Annotated in this window: 7 protein-coding genes; 2 read left to right on the forward strand and 5 right to left on the reverse strand. The window is 41.0% G+C overall.

Annotated elements, in window-relative coordinates:
- Nucleotides 1-5 precede the first annotated feature (5 nt).
- The 3 genes from E3K36_11110 to E3K36_11120 form a co-directional block, all read right to left on the reverse strand.
- Nucleotides 6-575: a hypothetical protein gene (locus E3K36_11110; GenBank protein ID MCF6155776.1), complete on the reverse strand. Its 570-nt coding sequence runs from the start codon at nucleotides 573-575 to the stop codon at nucleotides 6-8.
- 24 nt (nucleotides 576-599) lie between these two features.
- Nucleotides 600-1,673, reverse strand: a complete 1,074-nt coding sequence (locus tag E3K36_11115) for a hypothetical protein (protein MCF6155777.1) — start codon at nucleotides 1,671-1,673, stop codon at nucleotides 600-602.
- 165 nt (nucleotides 1,674-1,838) lie between these two features.
- Nucleotides 1,839-2,171 carry a hypothetical protein gene (locus E3K36_11120; protein MCF6155778.1) on the reverse strand — a complete coding sequence of 111 codons (333 nt, stop codon included), beginning with the start codon at nucleotides 2,169-2,171 and terminating at the stop codon, nucleotides 1,839-1,841.
- Between the two features lie 559 nt (nucleotides 2,172-2,730).
- Between E3K36_11120 and E3K36_11125 the strand changes: the two genes are divergently transcribed.
- On the forward strand, nucleotides 2,731-3,825 hold the full coding sequence (locus E3K36_11125) for a DUF2786 domain-containing protein (protein MCF6155779.1): 1,095 nt from the start codon (nucleotides 2,731-2,733) through the stop codon (nucleotides 3,823-3,825).
- A gap of 75 nt (nucleotides 3,826-3,900) precedes the next feature.
- Nucleotides 3,901-4,590 carry an RluA family pseudouridine synthase gene (locus E3K36_11130; GenBank protein MCF6155780.1) on the forward strand — a complete coding sequence of 230 codons (690 nt, stop codon included), beginning with the start codon at nucleotides 3,901-3,903 and terminating at the stop codon, nucleotides 4,588-4,590.
- 151 nt (nucleotides 4,591-4,741) lie between these two features.
- Here the strand turns inward: E3K36_11130 and E3K36_11135 are convergent, their stop codons facing one another.
- Together E3K36_11135 and E3K36_11140 are read right to left on the reverse strand one after the other, a co-directional pair.
- A complete protein-coding gene (locus tag E3K36_11135) occupies nucleotides 4,742-5,185 on the reverse strand; it encodes a hypothetical protein (GenBank protein ID MCF6155781.1) in 444 nt (147 codons plus the stop codon).
- 202 nt (nucleotides 5,186-5,387) lie between these two features.
- On the reverse strand, nucleotides 5,388-6,193 hold an 806-nt coding region (locus E3K36_11140), incomplete at its 5' end, for a DEAD/DEAH box helicase (protein ID MCF6155782.1).

Genomic DNA, 6,193 nt, shown 5'->3' on the forward strand with positions numbered 1-6,193 from the left:
ACTCTTTAATAAAGTACTATTCCACCCCCTTTTTCAAGCAGGTTGTAATCTTCAATTTCACCGAAGGAGGTAGAAATGTCACCATAAACAGGCGATGGGTACGCGTATGAAACCCAAGCCCTTGCCCAGAAAGGCCCTTCCCTGGTATGTTCTGGTACGGTAAAACTATCCCTAAATTCATACACCCTTTTGCCGCGAATCTTGTTCTTAAAAGAATCTATAACCATTTCTCCGATATCGTCCCAATCGCCATCGTGATTCCAGTCAATATATAACCTGAAATATACACCCTGGGGATAAAATCTTCTCTCATTAGTTGTGTTAAGTTGCCAGGTGACTTTGACTTTTTTCCCAGTTTTCCATTTTCCGGTAGCTGGTCTGAAAAAGACACCATCGTCGGTATGGGAATCTTTGCCCAGAAATTCGTATTGTTGATTAAAGGCAGCAGCATCTGGGTATGGAGAGGGAGCAGAACCCAAATCTATCATAGTGTGCCCTTTTGCCGGCAAAGTCAATGTAGGTAAAACAAAGAATAAAGAGCCAGCAAAGAAAGTAAGCATTTTATTGCGAGTCATAGAAAATTCTCCTTTCTTAAGATATTATTTGCCATTTTGACAATCTATGTATTGATCCTTTTTTACAGCTTCCTCAAACACAGAAACAGCCCAATCAGTCAACGACGCAGGCTTGTACAACAGATAATTTGCCAGCGTATACATCCCTGCATCCAGCAAATCTTTGGTCCCCAATTTTTCCCTCGCACCCTGGATGCTGCAATCCTGCGGATCCCAATGCTGATCGTGGACTTTACTCCAACTGGAAATACGAACTGGCACCCATATAACTTTATGACCATCATTATATGCAGCGATAATCTTATTTCTGATTTCCTCTACTGCTGAGCGTTTTTTATCGCACCAATCCTCACGAAGTGTTCCATATTGGACATCGTAAAATCCACCCATACCCTTAACATCACTTGCATATTTCGCTAATACATTGTCACGGTAATCCTGGTCTATGCCGTCGTCTCCATCTCCATGTCCGATCAAGAAGACTACTTCATTGTCTATATCTGTACTAAATTCCAAGGCTCGTTCTAAAAGTATATTTGAAATATCTGCGTGATAATCTATTGCATTGGTAGCAATATATTGAATATCGCTAAAATCATGAAATCTCCTATGTACACCACCCATATGCATGCACAAATTGTTCTCAGAATCATATGACTCAGGACATTCTACTATTTCTTCTAAATAGTGAGTTTTACCCGGATCGCCGTCAACCTGACAACCAATACTCCACTTGATAGCATTCACAGTGCTGGAATTTGTATTCAAATACAACGGAATTACGATCACTTTTTTCACCCTTTGAGATTCAAGACGCCGGATGGCCTCATCTTCTGTTTGCCACATCTTGTTCGTCTGCATATCCATAACCATATGCAGACCACTATCTACCGGATATTCCGGCAATCGTTTTTGCACTTCGTTTACAAACTCATAAAATTTTTGATCCTGACTAAAATAGCCGTGCCCAATAATTAATATCCCAATCTCTGAACTGCACCTGGCCATTACCTTATGCAGAGATACACCATTGATGCCAACAATTACAACACAAAAGAAAATCCACGACAGGAGTCTCGTTTTTATCATCGATTTCATATACTCTCTTTTTAAAATTTAGTGTGTAAACATTTCGTACTCTTTAGAGAATCTTTATTCAGTTCATAAAGTTCATAATGTAAGTATCTCCTCCTAAATGAACGAAAACACAAAGATTGCCTCCTCTTCCTGAATGCGGAGGACCGGCTGAAACTCATCTATCTTTTATGAAATTACAAATCTTTTTTTATCTCTACCATCTGTCTGATCACCTCCTTTTCCCAGTACATCAGGCGCATTATTGAGGTGGCACCTGATAAAACAAAAAAAGCCCGGCAAAGAGGATAGACATACCATCCTTGCCTGATCCCAGAGATTGTCAGCTATACTATTAGCCGGTCTGCTGACAACCTCATCACTATCTTTAACCAGAGATGCAGAGGACACAAAAAAAACGGAAAACGGTTGTTCTTTTTTTTCTATCCTGAATGTCTCTGAAAAAATCCAATAAAAAAGCCCAGCAAAAAGAGGAATCCCTTTTCCCTGCCATTGTCCCATTTGTTTAACAGTTGTACATATGAGCCGGTCTGCTGTTAAACAAAATCTTATTGATACTGAGTCTTAATTGCTCTTATATATAGCAAAATAAAAATTAATGTCAATGAAAATATTAAGAATCCTATTTTCGTAATTTCGAACTGTCGTTGAATTTTGTTTATTATTGACATTGATGCAAACAATTTTTAAAATTATAAAAAGGCCTAGCAAAGAGGTGTTAAAAACCTCCTTGCCCTGGTCCCAGGGGTTAATAACTGTACTTTAGCCGGTCGGTTATTAATCCCTTTTTTAAAATTCACCGCTTCATGCTTTTTCAATCTTTGCCATTCCTTTTGCCTTCAGGCTTACCTTAATTTAATACAAGTTACTATCCGAACCTTTTTCAATTGCTGCATGGCGCAGGCCGAAGATGGAGAATATCTTGAACTATATGCCTCTGAAAAGAGATGCCTTGTAACACCAACAGGAATGATTTTACCTGCCTGATCGTTCAATTCTTTCATGAGCACTTCTCATATTTCCATTGACATGCCAACCGTTATAGGGATAATCTCATCTTATGCCGAGAACTGATATAAACGATAAGCTAAAAACCGCATGGATCAGGCAATTGAATGAAGACTGGAAGACGGCAAATTTCCTTTACTTTAAAGACTCTATGCGCCCCCCAAACTTTGAGCTATCGTATTCAGGGGTGGCGTTGGGCAGATGGAAAGGCGGTTGTCACCGGCGTCTCTCCATCAGTATTGTTCTGATCAATATATATGTTTGGGAATACGTCCAGGAGGTCCTTTACCACGAAATGGTGCATCAGTACGTGGAGGAGGTTTTGGGCATCCGCGAAGAACTTCCTCACGGAGAGGCATTTAAGAGGATTTGCCAGGAAAAGGGGATTGATCCAACGGCTACGGGTGACGTTCAAACATGGATGAAAAAACGCAAAAGCAGATTCACCGCAAGTTCGGAAAACCACCAGATACTGGATAAGGTTCATAAGCTGCTGGCATTGGCTCAAAGCCCCAACGAACACGAGGCACAGACTGCCATGTCCAAGGCCCATGAGTTGTTATTAAGACATAACCTGTCACTCCTGGATACTCAGACGAAATGGAATTACATCCATAAGCAAGTCGGTGAAATAGGGCGGAGAGACCCCGTGAAGTCCCTAATCAGCGCTATGCTTTGCAAATATTTTTTCGTAGAGGCCATCTGGACGTTCGGGTACGACCAGCATAAAAACCGGCGCGGCCGGGTTTTGGAAATTTATGGGACACTGGAAAACGTCGAGATGGCGGAATACGTGTATCATTATCTTCAAAACGTCTCTGAACTTTTATGGACGGAGTACAAGGGAAAAAATACTATCACCGGTAACAGGCATCGAAGGACGTTTATCTACGGCCTCTTAGAAGGTTTCTATCATAAGCTGGAAGGCAGGGTGCGGGAAAATGTGTCTCAAAAACTGGTATGGAAGGGAGACCCACGGCTCAGTGAATTTTTTCGCCGAAGAAATCCCCGGTGTACCCGAACCTTTTCCCGGTATTCCAGAACCTGTCAGGATGCCTATAATTCCGGAGTATCTCAAGGGAAAAAACTGATTATTCACAAGGGCGTTCGGGAGGGCGGCAACGGGGAAGTCAAGTATTTAAACTAACCATTTCAAGGCAGGAATGCCTGTGGCATCCTGAATTAATCAATCTGACCCGATTATATTCGTACTATGAAAGAAATGAAGCCAATACCTTTTAGGCACAGACCCAAGGGCTTAACGATTATCTATGAAGACCGGGATATTATTGTTATCGATAAGAGCGCCGGCTTACTGACGGTAAAAGCAACGTATGAAAGAGAAAAAACAGCCCACCACATTTTAACCAACTACATACGTAAGGGCAGCTTTAAATCAAAAAAACAACTTTTTGTTGTACATCGATTGGACCGTGACACCTCCGGTGTTCTGGTGTTTGCTAAGAGTTCTGAAGCCAAGGAAAATCTTAAACTACAATGGAAAGACGTGAAGAAAAAATATGTAGCGGTAGTTCATGGGATATTAACTGAAAAATGCGGGACAATCATCTCATATTTAGCTGAAAACGAAGATTATGAAGTTTTTTCTGTTAAGGATTCGAGAAAAGGGGAATTAGCAAAAACCCGTTACAAAGTGTTAAAAGAAGCAAAAAGATTTAGTTTGCTTGAAATTGAATTATTAACGGGCAAAAAAAACCAGATACGGGTTCATTTCTCTGAGAAAGGACATCCACTCGTTGGTGATGGCAAATACGGTAAAAAAGGCGAGCCGAAGAGCCGTTTAGCACTTCATTCACACCATCTAACGTTTCGGCATCCACATAGTGGCAAAGAATTAACCTTTGAAGCCGAGGTGCCTGGTTTCTTTAAAAGTTTTTTTGATAGCGTATAAAAAACAAGTTTTATAACTATTTATGATTTTTTGCAAAGGTGAAATATTTTGCTTGATGTGAATCTTCTCATGAACCTGCAAATTAACCTTTATATCAAACTGTTTTATTCTCGCATATTCAAGGTCAGGCACCAAGAGAACTATATTCTACCTATTTCATGACAAATACGCGTAATCTTTTCTTGCCGAATCGCAAGGCTTTTTTGTGTGACTCCATCCATATCTCCATTCGTCTCCCTTTGACCGCCTTGCCAACATCTTCTGCCCTGAAAACCCTGTTACCAAACCCTTCTATTTTTAACTTCGTTCCAAGCGCTATCATCTTCGGGTCTACTGCAACGGTACCGCGTGAGGCTACTTTTCCACTTTTGGTTATTCCATAGGCTTTATGCCTCGGGGTTTTCCCTGTGCATACTTTGCAATTATCATAAGCCCTTACCGTCATAATATACACTTCAGCCAAAACTGCTTTCAGGGGCAAAAGCATAAAAACAAGCATATAAATAATCTGTGGTTTCAAACGTTTTTTCATCGGTCTGATTGTAGCCTGGCTGATACCTTTAGAAACGTTGAAAACGACCCTTGACTGAATCATGGATAGGCACTATTTACCCTGCTTTTGTTTCTCCGGCCTGCCTATTGGCAAGGCACTTAATATTCTTCCTGCCTTTCTACCTGTATCACAAAGTACTATATCCTTAAAACCTAATATCTATTTTTATTCTATAATTACCAACATGTTATTTTATGTCATAATGGATGTCAAGCGGAATCAGCGGAATTATGTAGGATTTCCTTTATTCCGTTTTCCTTCTTCTCTGAGCAGACAGTGGCAGAAAGGGTCTTTTTCTTTCGTGGGTTTTCTGTTCCCGATGTGCGTTGTTTTCACAGAGAGGGTCTTTTCCAACCCAGCAGGGTGTAATCTTTTTACTGCGAATCAGTTTGCGAAGAGGTGAAAGATCATGTTTGGACACAAAGGTAAAAGCCTTCCCCTTTCTCCCCATACGGCCGGTACGGCCAGTACGATGTGTATACTGCTCTCCGTCTCTCGGAAAATCCCAATTAATCACGTGCGAAACATGCGAAAAATCAAGCCCCCTCGCAGCAACATCGCTTGCAATAAGATAGCGGAGTTTCTGACTCCTGAACTTCCTGATAATCGAAGAACGTGTATCCTGACCAAGTCCCGCGTGCATAAAGTCAATATCTTGAAAATCTTTCCGGAGAGAGCGAAACAACGCATCAACCATGTGCCGGGCATTACAAAAAATGAGCACCTGATTAATATCCTCTCCGCCAAGATACTTTACGAGTTCTGTATGCTTTTGTTTTGGATGGGAATAGGCGAAATAATGCTCAATGCTTTCTGGCATTGCCCTGTTTGTAAGAAGAGAGATATGCTGGGGATCATGCAAACAGTCATGTGCAAGTTTTTTGATATCATCAGGCATTGTCGCAGAGAAAAGGAGCGTTTGATGTTCATGCAGAATACATGACATGATAAATTCAATATCCTCGAGAAATCCCACCTTTAACAGTTCATCCGCCTCATCAAGGATAGCACACTTCACCTGCGCAAAAGATAATATCCCTTCGTACAAAA

Origin of the sequence: Candidatus Brocadia sp. (assembly GCA_021646415.1) — a bacterium.
Lineage (GTDB): Bacteria > Planctomycetota > Brocadiia > Brocadiales > Brocadiaceae > Brocadia.